This window comes from Floridaenema flaviceps BLCC-F50, assembly GCF_041929275.2.
Lineage (GTDB): Bacteria > Cyanobacteriota > Cyanobacteriia > Cyanobacteriales > Aerosakkonemataceae > Floridanema > Floridanema flaviceps.
Genome location: NZ_JBHFNR020000002.1, coordinates 1,795,437 through 1,818,142, shown reverse-complemented (window position 1 = coordinate 1,818,142; position 22,706 = coordinate 1,795,437). Strand labels below are relative to the sequence as shown.

General features: G+C 39.4%; 18 protein-coding genes. 13 read left to right on the top strand and 5 right to left on the bottom strand.

Annotation, left to right across the window (positions count from 1 at the left end):
- Nucleotides 1-42 precede the first annotated feature (42 nt).
- Complete coding sequence (locus ACE1CI_RS28395; RefSeq protein ID WP_413267659.1) at nucleotides 43-348, bottom strand: hydroxyethylthiazole kinase; 306 nt, start codon at nucleotides 346-348, stop codon at nucleotides 43-45.
- Nucleotides 349-776: 428 nt separating this feature from the next.
- Here ACE1CI_RS28395 and ACE1CI_RS28390 point away from each other — a divergent pair, with 428 nt between their 5' ends.
- From ACE1CI_RS28390 to ACE1CI_RS28375, 4 genes are read left to right on the top strand one after another with little or no spacing between them, the layout of a single operon-like run.
- Nucleotides 777-1,049 carry a hypothetical protein gene (locus ACE1CI_RS28390; RefSeq protein ID WP_413267645.1) on the top strand — a complete coding sequence of 91 codons (273 nt, stop codon included), beginning with the start codon at nucleotides 777-779 and terminating at the stop codon, nucleotides 1,047-1,049.
- A 28-nt stretch (nucleotides 1,050-1,077) separates the two neighbouring features.
- Nucleotides 1,078-2,160: a peptidoglycan-binding domain-containing protein gene (locus tag ACE1CI_RS28385; RefSeq protein ID WP_413267646.1), complete on the top strand. Its 1,083-nt coding sequence runs from the start codon at nucleotides 1,078-1,080 to the stop codon at nucleotides 2,158-2,160.
- 55 nt (nucleotides 2,161-2,215) lie between these two features.
- Entirely contained in the window at nucleotides 2,216-3,046 is an 831-nt protein-coding gene (locus ACE1CI_RS28380) for a class I SAM-dependent methyltransferase (RefSeq protein ID WP_413267647.1), read from the top strand.
- Nucleotides 3,047-3,082: 36 nt separating this feature from the next.
- On the top strand, nucleotides 3,083-4,438 hold the full coding sequence (locus ACE1CI_RS28375; RefSeq protein WP_413267648.1) for an MATE family efflux transporter: 1,356 nt from the start codon (nucleotides 3,083-3,085) through the stop codon (nucleotides 4,436-4,438).
- A 60-nt stretch (nucleotides 4,439-4,498) separates the two neighbouring features.
- On the opposite strand, the gene ACE1CI_RS28370 is transcribed toward ACE1CI_RS28375, so the two are convergent.
- Complete coding sequence (locus ACE1CI_RS28370; RefSeq protein ID WP_413267649.1) at nucleotides 4,499-5,356, bottom strand: DNA adenine methylase; 858 nt, start codon at nucleotides 5,354-5,356, stop codon at nucleotides 4,499-4,501.
- A gap of 27 nt (nucleotides 5,357-5,383) precedes the next feature.
- Here ACE1CI_RS28370 and ACE1CI_RS28365 point away from each other — a divergent pair, with 27 nt between their 5' ends.
- Together ACE1CI_RS28365 and ACE1CI_RS28360 are read left to right on the top strand one after the other, a co-directional pair.
- Nucleotides 5,384-5,815 carry a GNAT family N-acetyltransferase gene (locus ACE1CI_RS28365; protein ID WP_413267650.1) on the top strand — a complete coding sequence of 144 codons (432 nt, stop codon included), beginning with the start codon at nucleotides 5,384-5,386 and terminating at the stop codon, nucleotides 5,813-5,815.
- 38 nt (nucleotides 5,816-5,853) lie between these two features.
- Nucleotides 5,854-6,561 carry a Uma2 family endonuclease gene (locus ACE1CI_RS28360; protein WP_413267651.1) on the top strand — a complete coding sequence of 236 codons (708 nt, stop codon included), beginning with the start codon at nucleotides 5,854-5,856 and terminating at the stop codon, nucleotides 6,559-6,561.
- Nucleotides 6,562-6,650: 89 nt separating this feature from the next.
- On the opposite strand, the gene sbcD is transcribed toward ACE1CI_RS28360, so the two are convergent.
- Together sbcD and cysH are read right to left on the bottom strand one after the other, a co-directional pair.
- On the bottom strand, nucleotides 6,651-7,925 hold the full coding sequence (sbcD, locus tag ACE1CI_RS28355; protein WP_413267652.1) for an exonuclease subunit SbcD: 1,275 nt from the start codon (nucleotides 7,923-7,925) through the stop codon (nucleotides 6,651-6,653).
- Between the two features lie 80 nt (nucleotides 7,926-8,005).
- Nucleotides 8,006-8,743 (bottom strand): phosphoadenosine phosphosulfate reductase, encoded by a 738-nt coding sequence (gene cysH / locus ACE1CI_RS28350; protein ID WP_413267653.1) that lies wholly within the window; start codon nucleotides 8,741-8,743, stop codon nucleotides 8,006-8,008.
- 231 nt (nucleotides 8,744-8,974) lie between these two features.
- Between cysH and ACE1CI_RS28345 the strand changes: the two genes are divergently transcribed.
- The 7 genes from ACE1CI_RS28345 (at nucleotide 8,975) to ACE1CI_RS28315 (ending at nucleotide 20,849) form a co-directional block, all read left to right on the top strand.
- Nucleotides 8,975-9,256, top strand: a complete 282-nt coding sequence (locus ACE1CI_RS28345) for a glutaredoxin family protein (RefSeq protein ID WP_496615902.1) — start codon at nucleotides 8,975-8,977, stop codon at nucleotides 9,254-9,256.
- Nucleotides 9,257-9,287: 31 nt separating this feature from the next.
- Nucleotides 9,288-10,784: a UDP-N-acetylmuramoyl-L-alanyl-D-glutamate--2,6-diaminopimelate ligase gene (locus tag ACE1CI_RS28340; protein ID WP_413267654.1), complete on the top strand. Its 1,497-nt coding sequence runs from the start codon at nucleotides 9,288-9,290 to the stop codon at nucleotides 10,782-10,784.
- Nucleotides 10,785-11,214: 430 nt separating this feature from the next.
- Entirely contained in the window at nucleotides 11,215-12,531 is a 1,317-nt protein-coding gene (locus tag ACE1CI_RS28335) for a response regulator (protein ID WP_413267655.1), read from the top strand.
- Between the two features lie 42 nt (nucleotides 12,532-12,573).
- Nucleotides 12,574-12,936 carry a response regulator transcription factor gene (locus ACE1CI_RS28330; protein ID WP_459564152.1) on the top strand — a complete coding sequence of 121 codons (363 nt, stop codon included), beginning with the start codon at nucleotides 12,574-12,576 and terminating at the stop codon, nucleotides 12,934-12,936.
- A 38-nt stretch (nucleotides 12,937-12,974) separates the two neighbouring features.
- Complete coding sequence (locus ACE1CI_RS28325) at nucleotides 12,975-13,514, top strand: chemotaxis protein CheW (protein ID WP_413267657.1); 540 nt, start codon at nucleotides 12,975-12,977, stop codon at nucleotides 13,512-13,514.
- A gap of 275 nt (nucleotides 13,515-13,789) precedes the next feature.
- Complete coding sequence (locus ACE1CI_RS28320; protein ID WP_413267658.1) at nucleotides 13,790-17,320, top strand: GAF domain-containing protein; 3,531 nt, start codon at nucleotides 13,790-13,792, stop codon at nucleotides 17,318-17,320.
- A 298-nt stretch (nucleotides 17,321-17,618) separates the two neighbouring features.
- Nucleotides 17,619-20,849 carry a response regulator gene (locus tag ACE1CI_RS28315; RefSeq protein WP_496615875.1) on the top strand — a complete coding sequence of 1,077 codons (3,231 nt, stop codon included), beginning with the start codon at nucleotides 17,619-17,621 and terminating at the stop codon, nucleotides 20,847-20,849.
- Between the two features lie 144 nt (nucleotides 20,850-20,993).
- On the opposite strand, the gene ACE1CI_RS28310 is transcribed toward ACE1CI_RS28315, so the two are convergent.
- A complete protein-coding gene (locus tag ACE1CI_RS28310; protein WP_496615874.1) occupies nucleotides 20,994-22,538 on the bottom strand; it encodes a DUF8628 domain-containing protein in 1,545 nt (514 codons plus the stop codon).
- Nucleotides 22,539-22,706: the final 168 nt, after the last annotated feature.

The following is a 22,706-nucleotide window of genomic DNA, read 5'->3' as shown; positions in this document are numbered from 1 at the left end:
AGACATGGAGGAGTTCAGTAATTTTATCAGGTAAAATAATAATTAACTTGTAATTAATTTTAACCTATTTGTGATATCTTCTGCTTTTAAATTATATAAAGTATCTAAAAAGTTCACTTGCACACTACCTGGCCCTGTAGATTTTTCGGCGGCTATTTCCCCGGCAATTCCCATAACTGCCATAGCATGAGTCGCTGCTATAGTAGCATCAGAATTGACTGCCTGAAACGCACCAATTAAGGCAGTAGCAGTACAACCCATTCCGGTAACTTTTGACATCAGTGGATGTCCATTTTCTATCCCAAAAATTCGCTCTCCACTAACGATAAAATCAACTGCTCCACTAATAACAACCGTGCATAGGCTACCAACCCAAGCCGGGACAAGTTAACAAAAAAAATTGTTCCCTGTTCGGGAGTTCCCTGTTCGGGAGTTCCCTTCCCTCACCAAAATGTCCCGCTCGATTACCAATAGCCATTTTATTTTACTTTGCCACAACTGTCTGATAGTGAGAGTTCTTCCCTAGTTTTTCCCGATTTACTTATAAATTTACAAGTGTTCAGTTTCAGCAGCAGTGAGCATCACAAAGAAATTTGTTTGTTCTTTGAGTTAATCAACTCAATCAGTCCAAAGAAGCTACCCAGTCAGCAAAACTAATTTCTTGGCTGCAAAAAGCAATGTAACAGCCAAATAAATAAGGTGCATCATAGTTAATCTTCCCTGATGCACCAGACAAAATAAAAAAACCAGTTATAAAATTATTGAGGAGTTAAATTATGCAATCTAAATATTCTGAACATCCTGAAGCTTTCCCGCAATTTACTAATTCAGCTAATTTTCAGACTCAACAAATTGTGGGATTGTCTCAAGCAAATTCTTTAAATTTAGCTGAAGGGAACACATTTTCTATTCCGCCAGTAGGAATCGTGCCTCTTGTTGTAGTTTTAGGGGTGACAGCTTACCAACAATATCGCGCTTTTGTGCGACGACAAAGAGTTCAACTTTTGGAAAGAATCTGGCAATTAAGCCCGGAAGATACAGTTTGGTAAAAAGAGTTTGGGGAAAAGGAGATTAATAATGTTTTCTGCCTCTTCTGAACAAGGTTACGTTTTAGTTTTAGGTAATATTTTTCAATACAAACCGATTCTGAAATTAGGTAGTAGTGGTTCTGAGGTGGTAGAACTACAAAAGTTGTTATTACGTTGGAAAGCGTTGCTAGGTAGCCGTCAAGCTGAACGTCAATTTCACAATTCAAAATTGCATAAAGGCAAGTTCGATCGCGCCATGAAAATTCTGGTAGAAGAGTTCCAGGAAATGATGTTTTTACCAGTAAATGGTGTAGTAGATATCTACACTTGGCAAGCACTTTATGCTGGAGCTCCGATTCATTTACCTAAACTGAAAAGAGGTAGTAAGGGAGAAATTGTCAAAGCATTACAAAAAGCTTTGTTAAAGACTGGTGATTATCTTTATGATAGTCCCATTGATGGCGTTTTCACTTCTGTAACTGAGTGGGCTGTCAGACATTTTCAGCGGCGAGTTGGGATTACAGTTGATGGAATTGTCGGTTTTGAAACTTGGGATACTTTGAGCAGAATTTTACTAGCAGTAGCGCATCAACATCTGCCTGTGGTGAGAAGCATAGAGCTAAGTCAAATTTGGTATGTACTCTCGGAAAATAGCCGGGATTTAGCTTTAGAGAGTGCGATCGTGCGATCGATCTCTCCCGAAATAAACTCAACTCGTTACTATTACAATCGAGTCGATTTAAACGATGATGGAAAATACGAAGTAATTGTTTACTTAGTCAATTCCAACGTTAGTAATACTAACGAATATCCCATCCTAATTTTCCAACCAGAAGGCAAAGGTTATCGCTTAGTTTCACACCTTGGCTATGGTGCTGCGCCGATCGTTGTCACCGAACAAACGAGTTACGGATGGAAAGATATTGTCATTCATTCCAAACATCAAGGCGAATCAAATTATTGGTTTGCACAGTTTGATGGAGAACAATATTTAGGCGGTGCCCATAGTGGACTTTCTTACCAAGTACCTTCTAATACTAGTATCTCTGGAATGGCTTACCTTGCTGATGAAATTGATCTTGATTCCGGCTTAAAGTTAGAAAATTACCATGTAGATTCTTGGCTGGAATAAATTTAGTTAAAGTTGGCATTGATGATATAATCTTTGGAATCTCCAGATTAAGACAATGAACAACGAACAGCCGATAAATACTGATTCTCCCAAAGATTGGCATCAGGAAACTCAAGTTTCTTGGAATACCAATGCTTCTATTTGGGATACTAAAATGGGGGATGATGGCAATGATTTTCATCGCTTGTTAGTTCGTCCTGCTACAGAAAAATTGCTGGGAGTAAAAGTAGGCGATCGCATTTTAGACATCGGTTGTGGAAATGGCATATTTAGCCGAAGATTAGCAAGTTTAGGGGCAAAAGTAGTAGGAATTGACTTTTCCGAACAATTAATTGCTTGTGCTATTGGGCGAACTCAAGCGCAAGATGCGATCGCCTATCATGTAATAGATGCTACTGATGAAACAGCTTTATTAGGATTAGGTGAAAACACTTTTGATGCTGCTATATCTGCAATGGTGTTAATGGATATGGCAGAAATTGCGCCTTTATTTCGGGCGCTAACTAAATTACTAAAACCTCAAGGTTGCTTCGTTTTTTCTGTCATGCACCCTTGTTTTAACAACCCTCATATTACTATGGTTGCAGAAGAAACAGAAAGCAATGGTGAAATACAAACTTGCTGTTCTATCAAAGTACCCAAATATTTGCAGCCTACTATCACCTACGGATTAGCACTTCGCAATCAACCAAAACCACATCCCTATTTTCATCGACCACTTCATCTACTTTTGGGAGAAGCTTTTCGAGTCGGATTTGTGTTAGATGGATTAGAGGAACCTGCATTTCCATCTGACTACCCAGATAACTATTTACTGAGTTGGGGTGGTAATTATAGCGAAATTCCACCTGTGTTGGTAGTTCGACTAAAATTGTTAACTTCTTAACATTTGGTATGCAGGAGTAGTTAATCACAATGCAAGATGTATACTCTCCAAAAATCATCGATTAATTCAGAAATCAGGGCAAACTTACGGTTAGGAATTCCTTTAGCAGCAGCACAATTAGCTCAAAGTTTAACTACCTTTGTTGATACAGTAATGATGGGCTTATTAGGAAGTAAAATTATAGCTGCTGGCGGCTTAGGTTCTGTTTCTTTTACCATCTTACTACTTGTTAGTTCAGCAATTGTTTCTGCGGTTAGCCCTTTAGTAGCAGAAGCTTATGGTGCGAATCAAACCAAAATGGTGGAATGTGTAGTGCGCCAAGGTTTGTGGTTAGCAATTATTTTGGGAATTCCCCTTAGTTTAATCATTTTTCATGGGAAATCACTTTTGTTATTATTTGGACAAGATGCTAGCACTTTAGAATTAACTGAAGAGTATTTGCAAGCGATCGCCTGGGGCTTGGTACCAGCTATAATTTTTGCAGTACTGAGAAACTTTGTTTCTGCGGTTTCTCAACCTCGCCCGATCATGGTAATTGTAATTTGTGGCACTTTCTTAAACATCATTGCTAACTATGTTTTGATGTTTGGTAAATTAGGATTACCAGCATTAGGATTAGCAGGAATTGGTTGGGGAAGTACGCTATCTTTTTGGAGTATGGCGATCGCTTTAATAATTTACATTAAAAGCGAAGCAACTCTGAAAAAATATCATGTATTTCACAACCTTCACCAATTTGACAAAAAAGTATTCGGTGAATTGTTGCATATAGGATTACCAATTGGTATGTTAACTGCTGTAGAAGCAGGATTATTTACTGTGACAACATTCATTATGGGAATGTTAGGAACAGTTACCTTAGCAGCACATCAAATCGCCTTACAAACAGCAGCCACAACCTTCACCGTTGCTTTAGGAATTTCCTTTGCTACTACTGTTCGTGTCGGACAAGAACTAGGACAAAAAAATCTTAAAAATGCACGGTTAGCCGGGTATGTTGGTATTAGCTTGGGGGGAATATTCATGGCATTTATGGGAATTTTATTTTGGCTAATGCCAGAAAGAATAGTTTCCCTTTATCTTGATATTAATAATCCCGCAAATACTGCGGTTGTCAACCAAGCAAAAGCATTGCTGAGAGTAGCTGCATTCTTTCAAATAGCCGATGGAATCCAAGTTACTGCTGTAGGCGCTTTGCGCGGATTGAAAGATACAAGAATCCCCGTGTTAATTGGCATTTTCGCCTATTGGTGTATCGGGTTAACTAGCGGCTATTTACTAGGTTTCAAATTAGGTTTGGGAGGTGTAGGACTTTGGTGGGGTTTAGCACTTGGTTTAGCAGTAGCATCAATTGTTTTAACCTGGCGTTTTAGTGTTGTAGAAGTGAAGTAAAAAATTAGTTCGTTGTAACGACTTTAGTCGTTTTCTTGTCAAATAAAAAGACTAAAGTCTTTACAACGAACTTAACGAACTTAAGGCGATCGAATCATAATTCAAGATAAACACCTCTTTACCTTTATAACGTTCACCCTTGAAATTCTGTGCCTTTTTTTGACCCTTTTTCTGATCGTCTGTTCTATTAATTGTGTAATTCCATTCTCGATCGTGCATTTCCGTCGCCCAACCATACAACTCTCTCACTTCTGGGCTATTATCATAAGTGATCAGAAACTTAATTCTATCCTTATTTTCTTTCAGCACTTCACATAACCTGTAGTGATCGGTTCGAGAAAAAGAATGAGTGTAAAATTTATCTTGATCGGCATTAAAATAAGGAGGATCGATAAACAAAAAAGCATCATCGGGAACGGTTTTTATAACTTCTGCAAAATCTAAACAAGTTATTTCAACACCTTGTAGTTTTTCCGAAGTGCGGCGAATATTTCTCGGCCAATTTTCTGGACGCATACTATACTTATCACCATATCCCCAATAGCAATTTTGCAGTTTCATTATGCCTGAGTATGATGTACGATTTAGATAAAACCATCTGGCTGCTTTTTCTAACTTAGTGCGCGGGTTAAACTCATTTTTATAGTAAGTGTGTCTTTCTTTCGTCGCTTGTTCTCCGGCGAGATATTTAATTAATTCTTCAGGTCGATCGCGAATGATTAAATATGTGTTTATTAGTGCTTCGTCAATATCGTTAAGCCAATTGTTTTCTACCTTTGATTTAGCAAAAAATATCGAACTTCCACCAGCAAAAGGTTCTACATAATGGCAGTGAGTAGGAATGTGTTTTAAGATGAGATTACGGGCATAAAATTTGCCTCCCGCATAACGGAATGGCGAATTTATAGATTGATTCATAGTTGCGAAGTTTGAGGAATTAAACTTATGATAATTCAATTAGCAGAATCAGATGAGCAAATTCTTAATTGTTTTTCTACAATGTTTCAATTGCGTCCACATCTTCAGCGAGAAGAGTTTGTCGATCGCATCCACCAGCAAATGAATTCAGGTTACAAGTTAGCATTTATTGAAACAGAAAATCGAGTAGTAGCTGTGGCGGGATTTCGGCTTTCCGAATGTCTAGCTAAAGGGAAATTTTTGTATGTTGATGATTTGGTTGTGGATGAAGTAGTGCGATCGCAAACTTACGGGAAACAATTATTTCAATGGTTAATAGAATATGCGAAACAACATGATTGTCAACATTTAGAACTCGATTCAGGAGTGCCAAGATTTGATGCTCACAGATTCTATTTTCGCCAACGTATGAGCATCACCAGTTATCATTTTTCCATAAACCTTAGTTCCTTGAGATAAAGTAGAAAATATTCGATCGCACTTTTGAGCAAAAAACCATGCTCACCACTACCCCAAACTACCAAATTGCCTGGGAAAAACTGCCCGATGATTACATTTTGCCAGACGATCCAGTGGACAACATTAATCAGCCTTCCCTAGCAGCGGCGCTAACAGAGAGTTTGCAACTTTCTGGAAGATTACCAGACACCGCCCTTACCTGCACCAACTACGGAATTTGTGCCACCGTCAATGGCAAAATTGTCGTCAAAGCACCAGACTGGGCTTACATTCCTCACATCACCGTTTCCCGTGAGGAAGTAAATCGGAGTTACACCCCCCGACTTCAAGGCGAAATTCCCGCAATAGTAATGGAATTTTTGTCAGATACCGCAGGCGGTGAATATTCAATTAAAGAAACCTATCCTCCTGGTAAATTCTTCTTTTACGAACGCATTTTGCAAGTTCCTAATTATGCAATTTTCGACATTCAAACCGGAAATCTCGAATTTTATCGCCTGAATGATGAAAAACGATATGAACTGCAATCTACCAACGAACAAAATCGTTTTTGGATACCAGAAATGCAGCTGTTTTTAGGAGTTCGGCGAGGAAATCGAGACAACCGCAATGACTTTTGGTTACGTTGGTGGAATGAAGAGGGTAACTTACTCCTTTGGGGTAACGAAATCGTCGAACAAGAACGCCAACGAGTCGAACGTCTTGCAGTACAACTACGTGCAGCTGGTATTGAACCAGAATTGTAACAGAGTCCACAGATCCCCGACTTCTTGAAGAAGTCGGGGATCTCGCTCACAGATCCCCGACTTCTTGAAGAAGTCGGGGATCTCGCTTATTACAATAGTCGCAATTGACCATCTATTTCTACACCTGAAGCTTCCCAATCTTCCTCATTTTCTCCTAATAATCTTTGCGCTGCTTCCATCATTTCTGTTGCAAGATCTCGCAAATCTTCTCGATTATCTAAATAAGTTTTTAATGCTTCTAAAGGAGTCATCGTAGCGCTAGAAGTCAATTCTGGTAAACGAGGTTTTGCTAATTGACTAACTAATTCTGCTTGAATTGTGTAAGTATGAGCATCAGTTAAAGCTTGGTGCAAAGATGCTGTATCAATTAAGTCTAATTGTTCCGATCGCAATTTGTAAATCAACCTAACTACCGCATCTTTAATCTGCTTTTTCGCGATCGCCTTGATTATAACCTCTTGCGGATCTTCAGCCTTCGATACATCTACTTCGATCGTACAAAAACACCGCACAGGTAAAGGACAAAACTCCCACTCAGTATTCCCCTTTTCCAACTGAATCATCACATAACCTTTATCTTCCTTTTCTTCGCTAAAATCTACCCTTTCAATACTTCCCGGATAAACTACAGGTGGGTCATTAGACTTGTTCAAATTCTGATGTTTATGAACGTGACCTAAAGCAACATAATCAAAACAAGGACGAGTTAAAAAAGATAATGGAATCGTGAAACCTTTACCAACTGCTAATAACCTTTCCGCACCTAAACTGGCGCGATCGGCCATTAAATGCGCTAACATAATTGTCGGTAAATTAGGATCTAAACGTCTAATTTCCCCTTCTAATGCAGGTTCTAATTTTTTAATCAATAACTCGTTAACTTCAGCTAAACATAACCCTTCCGTTTCTGGTCGAGTTAATAAAGTCGATCGCGTAATCCAAGGTAAAGTAACAACTTGAACCGCACCATTAGCAGTTTGAATACGGTGAGTTTTAATCGCATCCCCAACAATAAACCCAGGAACTCCCAATGTGCGATAAATTCCTAAACTTGCGCCTCCCTGTCCTTGGGAATGTTGGTCATGATTTCCCACTAACAAAACCGTTGGAATTTCCGCATCCACTAAGCGGCGAAACTGACTTGCAAAAGCTTCTTTTACATAAGGTGGTGGCGTAGCATCAGGAAAAGCATCTCCACCGAATAATACTAAATCTACGGGTTCGGAAATTGCGCGATCGATACACTTTTCCAATGTACTAACAAAATCTTCCAAGCGCGTATTCAAACCCGTGACCGGATTAAGTTTCCCATGAGAAAACCCGCTTCCCATGTGAATATCAGATAAGTGCAGAACTTTAATCATTTTTAGCTTTGGGTAGAAGGTTGTCAGTAGTAAGTATTATGCTCTTTCCCACTACCAACTACCAACTACCCATTACCTAACTAAATATGAATCCCACACTCAGTTTTACCAGTTCCACGCCAACGACCTGCGCGTTCGTCTTCTCCATCTGCAACTGGAGTTGTGATCGGTTCGTCGCCAATGCTGGGATAACCTTGGTCGTGCAAAGGATTGTAGATCATTTTATGCTCAAAAGCATAAGCCCAGCTTAGTTTGCGTGTCCAGTTAGCTAAAGGATTGACTTTGATCCGATTCTTGATATCTTTTTCAAAGATAGGCATAGTGGCGCGAGTTGGCGCTTGGTCACGACGACGACCAGTAATCCAAGCTACTGTTTCTAATTCTGCCAAACCGCGTTGTAAAGGTTCGATTTTGGTCAAAAAGTGGAATTTTTGAATATCTGTATCCCAAAGTGCTTCGCCGTGAACTTTGGCGAATTCTTCACGGGTGTTGACATCGGGAATTTTATAAGTGCGGAGATCTAAGTTATAGATTTCAGTAGCTTTTTTAACTAATTCTAAGGTTTGGGGGAAATGGTGCAAGGTTTCCAAAAACATCACGGGTACTGGTTTTGCAGGCTTGAGTTCCCGATAGAGAATATCGGTAATTACTAAGTCGTCAACGTTAAAAGCACTAGTTTGCACAAAACCAGTGGGTAGATTCGCTACGCACCAAGCCAGAATCTCTCTCGGATGGGCGTTTTCAAAACGTTGATTTAACTCTTCTAGGTCAAGCTTGTCAACTTCGATTTGTAACCGTGTTTCTGGAGTGTGAACCATAATAACCTTTGACTTTTCCTACTGCTAATGTTCTATACTAAATAGTTTACCCCATAATCCCACATAATCCTATCGGAGATCAGACTTTTTTAAGCTAAAGATCTTGTAGGTATTAATGCTAGGGGCTTCAAGAAATGTAACACGAGTAGGTAACGAAATTTTACTATTTCTTAAAATTTTGATTTATGTTTAGCTGTGTTTAGCTGTGGTTTCATGCTCAACACGAAGCAAATGCGATTAATTCTGTACAGCAAGCCTGGTTGTCACTTGTGCGAAGGTTTGCAAGACAAACTGGAACAGGTGGAAGGAATAGATTTTGAGTTAGAGGTGCGGGATATTACTACTCGCGATGATTGGTTTGCGGCTTTTCAATATGAAATTCCGGTTTTATGTAGGGTAACCGGGGAAAATTCTGAGGTTGAGGAACAACTTCCGCGCCCTTCGCCGCGTTGCTCAGTTTTACAATTGGAGCAAATGCTACAGAAATATTTGGTTAATAATGATTCAGAATAAAGCCCAATACCCTTTGTGAGGAGCTCCTGACATGAAGCTGAGAGAAATTTTAGCAAGCGTTCCCAACATTGTGCAGTCACCTAACCATCCAGCTTTGGATGCGGAGGTGACTGGGTTGGCGACTAATTCCCATGCTTGCAAACCGGGAGATTTGTTTATTGGAATGCCGGGAACTAGGGTTGATGGGGGAGATTTTTGGCCTAGCGCGATCGCATCTGGTGCAGTCGCAGCTTTGGTTTCCCCCACAGCAGCGCAAAAAAAGGCGGAGGTTAGCGAACAACCTTGCATTATTCCCGCTACTGATATGAATCAAGCTTGCGCCCAAGTTGCCGCAGCTTTTTATGATTATCCCGCCCAAAAGCTCAAACTGGTTGGTGTGACGGGTACAAATGGCAAAACTACTACGACTCATTTAATCGAGTTTCTGTTGCGAGAAGCCCAAATTCCTACAGCTTTGATGGGAACACTTTACGCACGTTGGCAAGGTTTTGAACAAACTGCAATTCATACCACGCCTTTTGCTGTGGAGTTACAGGAACAGTTAGCTTCGGCTGTTGCCGCTGGTTCAAAAATGGCGGTGATGGAAGTTAGTTCCCATGCTTTAGCCCAAGGTAGGGTGATGAATTGTCCTTTTGAAGTAGCGGTGTTCACTAATTTGACTCAGGATCACCTCGACTTTCATAAGGATATGGAAGATTATTTTGCAGCGAAGGCGCTGTTGTTCAGTTCTGATTATCTCAAAGGTCGGGCAATTATAAATGCTGATGACCCTTACGGAAAACGACTGATTGCACAGCTGAGTTCTGACAAAGTTTGGAGTTACAGCACTCAAGATCGAACTGCTGATTTGTGGGCGGATAATTTGCAGTATCAACCAAATGGGGTTAAAGGTGTTTTGCATACTCCGGTTGGTGATGCCCAATTTTCTTTGCCTTTGGTTGGTCAATACAATTTATCCAATATGTTGGCTGCTGTGGGTGCGGCGTTACATTTGGGTTTGGAACTAGGGAAAATTACTGAGTTTTTACCGTTGTTTTCGGGCGTTCCGGGCAGAATGGAACGGGTACAAATTGCCCCAAATCAGGATATTAGCGTGATTGTGGATTATGCTCATACTCCTGATAGTTTGGAGAATTTGTTGAAGGCTTCTCGACCTTTTATTCCGGGGAAAATGATTTGTGTGTTTGGTTGTGGTGGCGATCGCGATCGCACCAAGCGACCAAAAATGGGTGGAATTGCGGCACAATTAGCTGACAAAATTGTGGTGACATCCGATAATCCACGTACTGAAGATGCCGAAAAGATTTTGCAAGATATTCTCGTCGGTATTCCTACTTCAGTAAATCCCGCAGTTATTTGCGATCGCGCCTTAGCAATTCGCACCGCTATTTTAGAAGCTCAACCCGGTGATGGAGTTTTAATTGCTGGAAAAGGTCACGAAGACTACCAAATCTTAGGCACGGAAAAAATTCACTTTGACGATCGCGAACAAGCACGTTCAGCTTTAGTAGAACGCTTAAATCAGTAGTTTCTCGGCAAAAAAGAGAATGTGGTCAAGACAGGGGAAACTTTTTCCCGATTAATACGGGTTTTGACCACATTTCCTCCAATAATTCCTTTTTTTCCGATTTTTTTATTAATTACTGTCTTTTTTCTCTAGCCTGCTATTAAAAGAATCTAAGCTAATTAATTGATATGATTTCTATATAAAATGATATCATCGTTCATAAGGAAATAATTTAATGCTTCTGTAAAGCTTTGTTGGATTTGGTGTTAGTCAATACCTAATTATTACAGATAATTTTGTGTATATTTATTGATATCGTGGGTTAGATTAAAAAGGTTTTACAATTTATTAAGAATCATCAAACTTAGCTGTAATTCATCCACAAAAAGTTATATAAAAGAAATGAGATATTGATTAGCTACTATTAAATATTGCTCTCAAGGAACTAGTAATGATTACGAACAATTTAGCTGCTAACAAGCTAAGTGACCAACTGACAAATTTGATACAGAATCAATTCACTGGCAGACTAGATATCCAAGGAGTAATAACTACTTGGAGTCTTTACTTTTGTCTAGGTCGCTTAGTTTGGGCATCAGGGGGATGTCATGAAAATAGACGTTGGTACAGGCATTTGAGGCAATACCTGTACCAGGTAACTTCCGATGATACTCGGCTGCGAGAAGGAGACGTAGCTCAATTCTGGGAATATTTAGTATTAATTGTCTTGGTAAAACGGCAAAAAATTACAGGAGAGCAAGCGGTAGCAGTAATCAAAAGTGCCGTTTTGGAAGTGTTATTTGACATACTCCAGCAAGAAGAAAAGGCTCCATTAGCTTTTAGCATTGACCAACAACAGGTGTTAGATGCTTCTTTGACGTTAATAAATCCCGAAAAAGCGCTCAGTGAAGCGCAACAGATGTGGGAAAATTGGACTAAAGCAGGGTTAACAAATATATCTCCTAATTTAGCTCCAGTAATTAAGCAGGCTGAGGAATTAAAAGAATTAGCTTCACCGAAAGTTTATGAAACTTTGATCAAGGTGGTAGATGGGAAACGGACATTGCGGGATTTGTCGGTTTTTATCAAGCAAGATTTACTGACGGTGACGCGATCGCTAATTCCTTATATTCGTAAAAAAGTTGTGGGGCTAACAGAAATCTCTGATTTACCTAAACCAAACCTAGCGATGATTGCAGCACCCCCACCCCTAACTGCCAGGGTGGAAACAGTGACAACCCCTAATTTCCCCGGAAAAACTGCAATTCAAACCACATCACCACCGAGAACTGCACCACCGAAAAGTTCACCACCAGCACCAACAACTCAACCTCCATCACTAACTAGACCATTAGTAGCTTATGTGGAAGATAGCGTACTTGATTGTCAAATTATGGAAGGATTAGTGAGCAAAGCAGGTTATGGTTTTATAAGTATTAAAGATTCCATCCAAGCTTTACCTACTTTGCTGGAATATAAACCGGATTTAATCTTTCTAGATTTAGTGATGCCAGTGGCTAATGGTTATGAAATTTGTGCTCAAATTCGCCGGATTTCTAGCTTTAAAAATATTCCGGTAATTATTGTCACTGGAAATGATGGGATAGTCGATCGGGTACGTGCCAAACTCGTGGGTGCAACTGACTTTTTATCTAAGCCAGTGGGAGAACAAAAAGTATTAGCTGTGTTGCAGAAAAATCTAAATTCTGCATCATCTTTGTCGGCAAATGAAAGCCCAACTCAATCCTTGGGTTATCAGCCTTCTTAATTTAGTTTAATGCCAACTATTACTCAGGGAAGGGAGGAATATATGGGTACTGTATTACTAGTTGAAGATAGTACGACTGACAGGGAAATCATGAGCCGTCATTTGCAACAATTAGGCTTTTCAGTGGTGATTGCTAAAAATAGTGAAGAAGCGCAAACCAAACTACAATTACAAAAGCCAAATTTAATTATTCTCGATGTGATTTTGCCTGGTCAAAGTGGGTTTGAACTATGTCGAGAAATCAAAAGCGATCCAGATACAAGTCAAATCCCTGTAGTAATTTGCTCAACAAAAGATACAGAAGTTGATAAACTCTGGGGCAGTATGTTAGGTGCAGATGCTTATCTACCTAAACCAGTACAAGCTAATGAACTAGTGCAAACAATTAAACAAGTCATTAAATAGCTATTTGTTCTGAGACAATTACTCAATTAATAAAGAATATGATAGATAATGCCAAACAGGTTTCCGCCCTGACTCGTGTAAATTATGCTACTAGTGTAACCAAAAATTCTCCGCCAGCAGGGGAGAAATTTTTACGTTTTCAACTAGGCGAAGAAGGGATAGCTTTACTACCTTTAAGTATCATCAAACAAGTGATGCAGATATCAATAGCAGAGATTTTAACAGTTCCGCAAATGCCAGCTTGTGTATTAGGAATTTACAACTGGCGTGGGGAAATGCTGTGGATAGTAGATATCGGTAAGTTTATGGGATTTCCCCATTTAGCAACGGGGGGAGTGGAAAACTTAATGACGATCGCTATTCAAGTTCAGGATCAATACTTAGGATTAGTGGTGCAACAAATCAATGATATTGAGTTGCACGATGTAGAGCAGATAAATATGCCTTCTTTGGGCTTATTTTCTCCCGAAATATTGCCTTACTTACAAGGATACTTAATTGGAGCGAACAAAGAAGTATTGATGGTGCTTAATGGAGATGCGATCGCCAAAGCTCCTCTATGGCAGCTAAATCGATGATTCAGCAAAAATTTTGCTGCGTTTGTTGAATTCTGTCTGGTTTTGGGGAATCCTAAATTAGAAGAAATAATTTTATTTCTAAAACGTCAATTTTTGATGCTGTTTAAGAAATAACTGCCAATAAACTCAGAAACAGAGATTTGGTAGGGATTAATATCATCAGGGTCGTTTCCTCACCTGTTTATACAGGAGCAATATCAACCTTCTATGTTGAACTAACCAATTCAACATATAGCCTTCTTATTAACAAGTAACAATCACCAATAATTGCAAAAATGACTACACATTATCAGTTCAAACCAAGCCAACAAACTAACGGTTCTGCCAACGGTAACAAAGTTAATGGTAATTCACCTATAAAAATAATTGCTACAGCTGTAAGCAGTCTCAAATCTGATATTGAAAAAACTTCCCTTTGGGATGCTCCAGAAGTTACCGATAAAATGCAGAAACTAGAAAGTTTAGTTTCTACAGTCGATCAGAAATTTAAAGCTAGTTGGGAAGCTAGCGTGCAAGCGAAATTCCGGCTGGAAAGAGAGAAAGTTTTAGCCATTACTGCTGCGATTCGTCAATGTGTAGACTTTGACAGTAAAGTGAAACTTGCTGTTACCGAACTTCAGAAAAATTTAGGATGCGATCGCCTAATTCTCTATCGCTTTGACAGCGAAAACTATGGCGTAATTATGGCAGAAGCAATGGAATTAGAATTAACTCCATTGGTAGGACAAGCAATAGAAAGTCACTACTTTGGTGCTGACAGATCGGCGGAATATTTTACTTTACCAATTGTGCAAGTTGATGACACATCAACCGACGAATTTACCCCGCAACAAAAGCAGCAATGGAACAAATTGCAAATTAAATCTTTTCTGACTGTACCCTTAATAGTTGGGCAACAAATCTGGGGTTTAATAGTAGCATTGCAGCATCAAGAAATTCGTCATTGGCAAGAAACAGATAACCAAATTCTTTATCAAATTGGTGCAGAAATTCTCGTTCACTTACAACAATCAGAATATCGTTGGCAATTAACAGTTCAACCAGAACAAGAAAAAGTTTTAAATAATGTACTCCAGCGAATTCGCCAATCGCAAAACTTAGATGCTTTATTTAAAGCTACTTGTCGAGAAGTCCGACAATTACTGAATACCGATCGCGTTTCCGTATTCCAATTCATCCCCGGAAAAGACTTTAACGAAGGAAAGTTTATTGCCGAAGATTTACGCCAAGGCATTTCTTCCGAATTAGGAAACATCTTTGCTGATAGCCGCTTTGGTAAAGACTTTGCACCTTTATATCGCCAAGGAAGAATTCAAGCCGTTTCTGATGTTTACACTTCGGGATTATCAGAATGTCACATTGAACAATTACTGAATTTCCAAATTCGGGCTAACTTAATTGTGCCCTTATTGAAAGGGGAAGAACTTTGGGGATTACTTTGCATTCACCAATGTACTAAACCTCACAAATGGCAAAACTATGAAATTGAATTTGTGAAGCGAGTAGCATCACAATTTGGTATTGCATTAGCTCAAACTGAATATTTAGAACGGCTGCATGAAACCAACGAAAGATTAGCCATTGTTGCCGAACGGGAAAAGAATTTTACTCAGATTATCAAAAAGATTGGTAAATCCATTTCTGAGCAAATTCAACACTCGTCAGACATGGAAACAATTTTCCGCACCACTACCCAACAAATTCGGCGGTTGCTGAAAGTCGATCGCGTAGTTGTTTATCAATTTAACCCTGATTGGAGTGGCGTTTTTGTCGCCGAATCAGTAGCTAACGGTTGGACTCCTTTAATGCAAGAAATGTTAACCGACTCCCAATTAGTAAAAGAAGAAGCTAACTGCGGAGTACTACGATTACAAACAGCAAAACCATTAATCGCAGATACTTATTTACAGCAAAGTGAAGGCGGACGTTACCAATCAGGTCAAGGCTTTATCATTGATGATGTTGATAAAGCTGGTTTTTCCGAATGTTATATGGAAGTTTTGGAACAATTAGAAACCAAAGCTTACATGACAGTACCAATTTTTGTCGGCGATAAACTTTGGGGTTTATTAGCAGTTTATCAAAACTCAGCACCTCGTCATTGGGAAGAATCAGAACTGAATTTAATGACCCAAATAAGTAGCCAATTAGGAGTTGCATTACGCCAAGGTCAATACGTCGAAGAACTGCAAGCGAAAACCGAAAAACTAGCTTTAGCAATTGAACGGGAAAAAACCCTGACTAAAGTTGTTGACAAAATTCGCCTATCTTTAGATGTTAATAACATCTTCAAAAATGCTACTCAAGAAGTGCGACGCTTACTGAAAGCAGAAAGAGTTGCAGTCTATCAATTCCGTTCAGATTGGAGCGGTATATTTGTTGCTGAATCAGTCGCTACTGGGTTACAAAAATGGGTTGGGCCTGATATTACTACCGTTTGGGAAGATACTTATTTACAAGAAACTCAAGGCGGAAGATATCGGCAAAATCAAAAAAATACCGTCGAAAATGTTCACTCCAAAGCTGATGACATTAACAACGCTGGGTTATCTCAATGCCACGTTGAAATGTTGGAGCAAATGCAAATCAAAGCTTATATAATTGTGCCAATTTTTATTGGTGATAATCTTTGGGGTTTGTTAGCTGCTTATCAACATTCCAATATTCGTCAATGGGATGACGCAGAAGTAAATGTCTTGGCGCAAGTTGGTATCCAAATGGGTGTAGCTTTGCGACAAGCTAAATATTTGGAACAAGTAAAACAACAATCAGAACAATTAGCACAAGCAGCCAGAAGAGAGAAGGAAGCAAAAGAACTATTACAACAACGAGCAATTCAATTACTGAGTGCAATTCAGCCAAGTTTAAAAGGTGATTTAACCGTCAGACTTCCGGTAACAACTGATGAAGTTGGAACCCTCGCTGATGCTTACAATAATACCTTGCAAGCTCTGCGAAAAATTCTGATTCAAGTACAAACAGCTACGGAAAAAGTAGCGCAAACTTCCCACAGTAGTGGGGTATCAATTGCCGAACTTTCCCAACAAGCACAACAGCAATATCAAAAATTATCAGAAGCACTAAAATTAGTGCAAGCAATGGTAAATTCTACCCAAGCTGTAGCGAAAAATGCCGCTTTAGTAGAAGTGGCGGTACAAGAAGCAAATCAAACTGTTTTACAGGGTGATACAGCGATGAACCGCACCGTTGATGAAATTATGGCTATTCGGGAAACGGTGGCAAAAACAGGCAAGAAAATTAAACGCTTGAGTGAATCTTCGCAAAAGATTTCTAAGGCGGTGAATTTAATTGGTAATTTGGCAACTCAAACTAACTTATTAGCACTTAACGCTGCAATTGAAGCGACAAGAGCCGGAGAGTACGGTAAAGGCTTTGCAGTGGTAGCGGATGAAGTGCGGAGTTTGGCGCGTCAGTCAGCAGCAGCAACCACAGAAATTGAGCAATTAGTACAGGAAATTCAATCGGAAACTGGCGAAGTTGTGCAAGCAATTGAAACCGGAATTCAACAGGTAGTAGAGGGTACTAATTTAGTGAATGAAACTCGACAAAGCTTGAATAGAATTGTCGGTGCTACCGCACAAATTCAAGATTTGGTGCAAGGAATTACCCAAGCAACGCAACAGGAAACTCAACAGTCGAAGTTAGTTACTGAAGCAATGACAAGTGTGGCGAAAATTGCTAACCAAACCTCTGAGAATTCCTTACACATTTCTTCTTCTTTCCAAGAATTGCTGACAATGGCTGAAAATTTACAGTCAAATGTTGGTAAATTCAAGCTCAATTAATGTGAGTATTTAGTGATTGTTACTTGGGTTTGGTGCGTTACGTTTCACTTTTCTTGAATGCCGCAGGCTATACGCACCCTACTACTACAAAGTTACTTGGGTTTGGTGCGTTACGTTTCACTTTTCTTGAATGCCGCAGGCTATACGCACCCTACTACTACAAAGTTACTTGGGTTTGGTGCGTTACGTTTCACTTTTCTTGAATGCCGCAGGCTATACGCACCCTACTACTACTACTACTACAAAGTACGATCGAAATGACGAATGCAAATGACAATTGACAAATCACCGGAAAGTCATGAACAGTGATAACGAGATTCGCGAACAAGGCTATCAATATTTTCTCGCTGAAGCGCCAGAGTTGTTGCAGAATATTGAGCAGGAACTTTTAAATTTACGAGAAGATTATAGCTTGGTAAAAGTGCATAGTTTAATGCGATCGACCCACACTTTAAAAGGTGCTGCGGCGAATGTCGGATTAGATACAATTAAAACTATATCTCATCATTTAGAGGATGTATTTAAGGCGCTTTATAACCCGGAAGTAGAAATTGATTCTGACTTGGAAATGCTGCTTTATGAAGGGTATGAATGTCTGCGTCTACCGTTAATGGCAGAAATTACAGGTAGTTATGTAGATGAATCGGAAGCTTTAGATAGAGCGGTAAATGTTTTTGCTAAGCTACAAGAAAAATTAGGCGATTATTTTGGTAGAGAAGCACAGATTCCTAGTTCAGTAGAGTTGGGATTTGATATTACTAAATCTATTTTTGAGGTAGGCGTAAAACAACGCTTGGAAACTTTAGCGACGGCGTTAGATTATGAAAATTCTGAAGAGTTAGAGGCAGTTTTAAGAGAGGAAATACAAGTTTTTATTGGGTTAGGGGAATCTTTAAATTTACCTGGGTTTGGCGCGATCGCACAAACAGTTTTAACTGCTTTAGAACTGCATCCAGAACTAATAAAAACTATTGCTGAAGTAGCTTTAATGAACTTTAGCGAAGGGTGGTCTTTGGTAATGGAAGGCGATCGCACTTCTGGCGGACAACCTTCCCCTGCTTTACAACAATTAGCTTACACAAATCTGGAAACATTAGCAACAGAAGCGATCCTCACAGATGAATTTGTCGAGATTTCGACTGATAATTTAGAGATTATACCTGATACTGAATTAACAGTTGATGAATTACCAGAAACGGAAGTAGAAACAACTTTAGAATCTGACATTGAGGTTGAAGAATTATTTGCTGAACCTAGTTTAGATGATGTTTTTGGTAACTTAACAGAAACCGAAGATCAGCCAATTTTTGAAGATGAAATAGCAGAAACAGAAATCAGCTTTTCCGAAGTAGCAGCGGAAGTTACCCCAGAAGAGAGTTTAACTATTGCGGAAATAGAGGAAGCTCCACCGGAATATACTACAGAAACGCATGAATTTATTCTGGAAGAAAAAGCTGAAATTTCTCAATTTCTGCCCCATCAATTAGTCGATCGATCGCCAACAAAAGTGAAATTTCAAACTTCAGGAGCAACTCCGAAAACTGCGGCTAATACAAAAGCTACTCAGTCATCAGTGCGGGTAGATTTAGAATTACTAGAACGCCTCAGTCACTTAGCAGGTGAAATGTTAATTGGGCAAAATAGACAAGCGAATATTAGCGAACAATTGCAAGAATCGCTCGAGCAATTATGGTATCGTTTGCGAAAACACCAACAAACAATTAGCGAATTACGTGATTGGTCAGATCAATTATTAATCGCCCAAGAACGTCAGCGAGTTATGGAAAATTGGGCTGCTAGTTTTGATTCTTTGGAATTAGATCAATACAGCGAATTACATGAATTGTTGCAGGCGACTTTAGAAGATTTGGTGCAGCTAGAAGAAGCGATCGAATCTACTGATTACTTAGCTAAACAATCCAGTCAAATTTTAGCCAAACAACGCCGTCTATTAAATAATACTCAAGAAGACTTGCGGACGGCGCGAATGTTACCATTAGGCGAAATTTTTAGCCGTTTTCCCCGACTTTTACAACAGTTATCTTCGGTTCACAATAAACGAGTTAAATTAACATTAATTGGTAATGAAGTATTAGTCGATCGCGCCTTAGCAGAAAAGCTTTACGACCCTTTATTACATCTAGTTCGTAATGCTTTCGATCATGGCATTGAAGCACCTGAAATTCGCGCTACTCAAGGTAAACCAGAAATAGGTAACATTGAAATTTGTGCCTATCACCGAGCTAATAAAACCATCATTGAAGTTAGAGATGATGGTCAAGGTTTAGATTTAGACCGCATCCGGCGACGTGCTGTAGAAATGCAAATTTTATCTGTGGAACAAGCAGATAAAGCTTCCGAAACTATTCTGTTAAACTTACTATTTGAACCAGGATTTTCTACCGCTTCTCAAGTTAGCGACCTTTCGGGACGTGGGATTGGTTTAAACGTAGTGCGTTCCCAAATGGAAATGTTATCTGGTTCAGTAATAGTTAACTCAGAACCGCGACAAGGAACTACATTTTTGTTACAGTTCCCCTTAAGCTTAACTATGGCAAAATTAATGATTTGCGAAGCTAAGGGTGTTGTATATGCCTTGCTTTCCGATGCGATCGAGCAGATAATCTTACCCAAATCAGAACAAATACAATATAGTAATGGGCAAAAAGTTCTGCATTTAAATAGTAACGCCAAGGCGGTAATCCCTGTTTACAACATGGCAGAATTAATGACAGGAAACTCAGCCAATTATCGAAACAAATTACCAGAAATAGTTGAGCAGAACAATCCCCAAGTTGAAACCAACAAATTCTCGACAACTCCCTTACTATTACTTCGCCAAACTTCCCAAGTAGATTTATGGCAAGGAACAGAAATTGTAGCGTTAGAAATTGATCAAATTATGGGGGAACAAGAACTAGTAATTAGGGCTTTGGGAGGTGCGATCGCACCTCCTAGCTACATTTATGGTGGCAGCACTTTGGCAGATGGTCGTTTAACATTAGTAATTGACCCAATTATTTTAGTTAGTCGATTACTTGAACAAGTAGCAGGGAAAACCTCAAATTCCGATTGGCAATGGGAAACTAACAACAGCAAATCAACCCCTGAACTTTTCAGTTTCCCAATGGTTTCTACTGGGCCGAAAAAGATTTTAGTCGTAGATGATTCTATTAGCGTGCGGCAAACTTTAGCCCTCACTTTACAAAGGTCAGGCTATCAAGTATTGCAAGCCCAAAACGGTCGAGAAGCCCTGCATCAAATCCAACAAAATAACGGCATTCAATTAGTAATTTGTGATATTGAAATGCCCTCAATGAATGGTTTTGAATTTTTAAACAATTATCGTCAAGATGCAACTTTAGCCCAAGTACCTGTCATTATGTTAACCTCTCGTACTGGAGAAAAACATCGCTTATTAGCTAAAGAATTAGGTGCAGTGGGTTACTTTACTAAGCCCTATCGAGAAAGTGAAATGTTAAAGGCGATCGCTGATTTATTCACTCAAAAAATACCCACCTTAGCTTAATCTAGTAACCAGGTTCGTTGTGAGGACTTTAGTCCTTCAATCTAGCAAAGCAACGACTCAAGTCGTTACAACAAACCGTTGGCTACGACTGAAGTCGTTACAACAAACCGTTGGCTACGACTGAAGTCGTTACAACAAACCTGATTACTTAACTTTACTGTCGCCTATTGGTAAGAAGATGGTAAATACTTCACCTTGTTCGGGACGTTCCCGCACAATTAGCTTACCACCTAAAGCTTGAAAAAGGCTTTTTGTGACATTATGACTGAGGCTTAAACTGCCAGTTTCCGGCTGAAAAGTGAGCAACTGACCAATCAATTTCCGCTTGGAATGATGATTGGCAAAACATTTACCGTCACCATTACCATCTGAATCCTTGGTTTGAGTTAGTAATTGTAACTTTAACTGATCTCCTGCTGGCATTACCTGTACTTGGATATGACTACCTGCTGGTAAACTACGAGTAAAGTTATCGATTAAACTAGTAAGAATTCGCTCCAACATTGTCGGATCGCTAACTACTGGTGGCATTTGCTGCGGTAATAACACATCCAATGTTTGACTACGACGTAAAGCTTGTTTTTGCCAACGAGGAATACTATCTTGAAAAACTTGCGACAATGACGTAGTTGTTAAATAAACGGGTGCTTCTCCAGCATCGCAGGTTTCCATTTCTGCTGCTTGAAACAGCAATTCCATTCTTTCTATTTGTTCAGTACATTCATGATCGATCACTTCCAATTTTTTAATAATATCTTGAGTTAAATCTTTGCGTTTTAACAACAGTCTAGTAAAAGTGCGAATTGTTGCCAAAGGTGTTTTAACTTCATGAGCAAATGCTTGCAACAATTCTACTTCATTAGAATTTAAGTTCTGAATTTTAGCTTTTGAATTTAGCGAAGAATCAGGAGATTTTACATTTTGAATTGGGGATTTTGTACTTTCAGGATGTTCCTGTTCTTCTGGTTGGGGTAAATATTTGAGTAACAGACGACTAAACTGCATCACAGTTCGGTAATCTGGTGCTATGGGCGCAAACCGATGCACTAAAGTATCTAACTCTCCGATTTGATGAGGACAAGTTAGCAACATTCGCAACCGTAGAGAATCCCAAGCTTGCTGTACCACCTCTGGAGCGAAGGAAAATGAGAAAGCGGGATTTCCAAGGCGATCGTTCCCCAAAACCATGACTAAACTAAAATTGGTAGTGAAAACCAGACAAAAGTTTTCCGCACCTAAAGGATCGTTTGGTAATAAAGGTAAAGAACTGCTGCGATCGCTATTTGGCGTTTGGTTTTCTTTCGCCGGAGGTAGCTGAAACGGCATCCAAACCCAAGGTTTCCCTAATTGAGTAGAAAAAACCCAAGTGGGAAAATAATGAGAGAGAGTCGGATCGCTAAAAATTGGCAAAGGACCAGTTAAAATTAATCCTTGAGTTAAGGATGATGCTTCATCTTCATTGAGAGAACTTTCGTCAAATACCCAATTTGCCCGGAGTAATTTTTCTAAGGCGGCGATCGCCCCAAACCACTCTCGCTCTGCTTTCAAATGTTGCAACCCTACTTGACTGGCAGAGGATTGCTCACTTTGAGTCTTCGTCCCACCATTTGGCAATACAACATCTAACGCCGATTTTTCTGTCGTTTCGGCTAAAATTTCGCTTAAAGTTGGCAGCAACCACTTTTGCACTGATAATCACCCACCAAGACTTGCAACTATAACCCACAGGATTCTGTTATGAGCCTATCAGTATATGTTATCTATCAAGGGGGGTAAAACCGAACCCTTGGTTATGGATTACCGTTGTTATTGATAAGTTGTAGATTGATATAAATTTTTTTGAGCAATTTTAAAACA

What these genes read in the sequence shown, in the direction of transcription:
- ACE1CI_RS28345 (WP_496615902.1), top strand. Translation starts at nt 8,975, where the DNA reads ATGCGATTAATTCTGTACAGCAAGCCTGGTTGTCACTTGTGCGAAGGT.
- sbcD (WP_413267652.1), bottom strand. Translation starts at nt 7,925, where the DNA reads ATGATTAAAGTTCTGCACTTATCTGATATTCACATGGGAAGCGGGTTT.
- ACE1CI_RS28340 (WP_413267654.1), top strand. Translation starts at nt 9,288, where the DNA reads ATGAAGCTGAGAGAAATTTTAGCAAGCGTTCCCAACATTGTGCAGTCA.
- ACE1CI_RS28320 (WP_413267658.1), top strand. Translation starts at nt 13,790, where the DNA reads ATGACTACACATTATCAGTTCAAACCAAGCCAACAAACTAACGGTTCT.
- cysH (WP_413267653.1), bottom strand. Translation starts at nt 8,743, where the DNA reads ATGGTTCACACTCCAGAAACACGGTTACAAATCGAAGTTGACAAGCTT.
- ACE1CI_RS28375 (WP_413267648.1), top strand. Translation starts at nt 3,083, where the DNA reads ATGTATACTCTCCAAAAATCATCGATTAATTCAGAAATCAGGGCAAAC.
- ACE1CI_RS28315 (WP_496615875.1), top strand. Translation starts at nt 17,619, where the DNA reads ATGAACAGTGATAACGAGATTCGCGAACAAGGCTATCAATATTTTCTC.
- ACE1CI_RS28390 (WP_413267645.1), top strand. Translation starts at nt 777, where the DNA reads ATGCAATCTAAATATTCTGAACATCCTGAAGCTTTCCCGCAATTTACT.
- ACE1CI_RS28330 (WP_459564152.1), top strand. Translation starts at nt 12,574, where the DNA reads ATGGGTACTGTATTACTAGTTGAAGATAGTACGACTGACAGGGAAATC.
- ACE1CI_RS28365 (WP_413267650.1), top strand. Translation starts at nt 5,384, where the DNA reads ATGATAATTCAATTAGCAGAATCAGATGAGCAAATTCTTAATTGTTTT.
- ACE1CI_RS28325 (WP_413267657.1), top strand. Translation starts at nt 12,975, where the DNA reads ATGATAGATAATGCCAAACAGGTTTCCGCCCTGACTCGTGTAAATTAT.
- ACE1CI_RS28370 (WP_413267649.1), bottom strand. Translation starts at nt 5,356, where the DNA reads ATGAATCAATCTATAAATTCGCCATTCCGTTATGCGGGAGGCAAATTT.
- ACE1CI_RS28335 (WP_413267655.1), top strand. Translation starts at nt 11,215, where the DNA reads ATGATTACGAACAATTTAGCTGCTAACAAGCTAAGTGACCAACTGACA.
- ACE1CI_RS28360 (WP_413267651.1), top strand. Translation starts at nt 5,854, where the DNA reads ATGCTCACCACTACCCCAAACTACCAAATTGCCTGGGAAAAACTGCCC.
- ACE1CI_RS28385 (WP_413267646.1), top strand. Translation starts at nt 1,078, where the DNA reads ATGTTTTCTGCCTCTTCTGAACAAGGTTACGTTTTAGTTTTAGGTAAT.
- ACE1CI_RS28380 (WP_413267647.1), top strand. Translation starts at nt 2,216, where the DNA reads ATGAACAACGAACAGCCGATAAATACTGATTCTCCCAAAGATTGGCAT.